This window comes from Bacillus sp. EKM420B (assembly GCF_011065565.1).
In the GTDB taxonomy this organism is placed as follows: domain Bacteria; phylum Bacillota; class Bacilli; order Bacillales; family Bacillaceae; genus Bacillus; species Bacillus velezensis.
In genome coordinates this window covers 1-235 of sequence record NZ_JAAMNX010000067.1, presented here as the reverse complement: position 1 = coordinate 235, position 235 = coordinate 1, and the positions used below count along the sequence as shown (strand labels likewise).

The window sequence follows — 235 nt, the reverse complement described above, 5'->3', positions numbered from 1 at the left end:
CGCCATTACGTTATCAAGACAGGAGATTTTTCAATTTTACCGTCCCGAAATAAAAGGATTGCTGACGCTGACCGCCATTTACGCGGGACTGCTCATGTTTTCCGTATGTTTTCATTACGGCCAGCATTATCTGCTGCAGATGGGAGCGAATCGGATCATACAGCGCATGAGGCAGGATGTATTTTCACACATTCAGAAAATGCCGATCCGCTACTTTGATAATCTGCCTGCAGGA

Annotated in this window: 1 protein-coding gene; it reads left to right on the top strand. The window is 46.0% G+C overall.

Annotation, left to right across the window (positions count from 1 at the left end; all coding sequences use genetic code 11):
* Positions 1–235, top strand: a 235-nt coding sequence (locus G9F48_RS19565) for an ABC transporter transmembrane domain-containing protein (RefSeq protein WP_165410001.1), incomplete at both ends; no start/stop codon positions are given.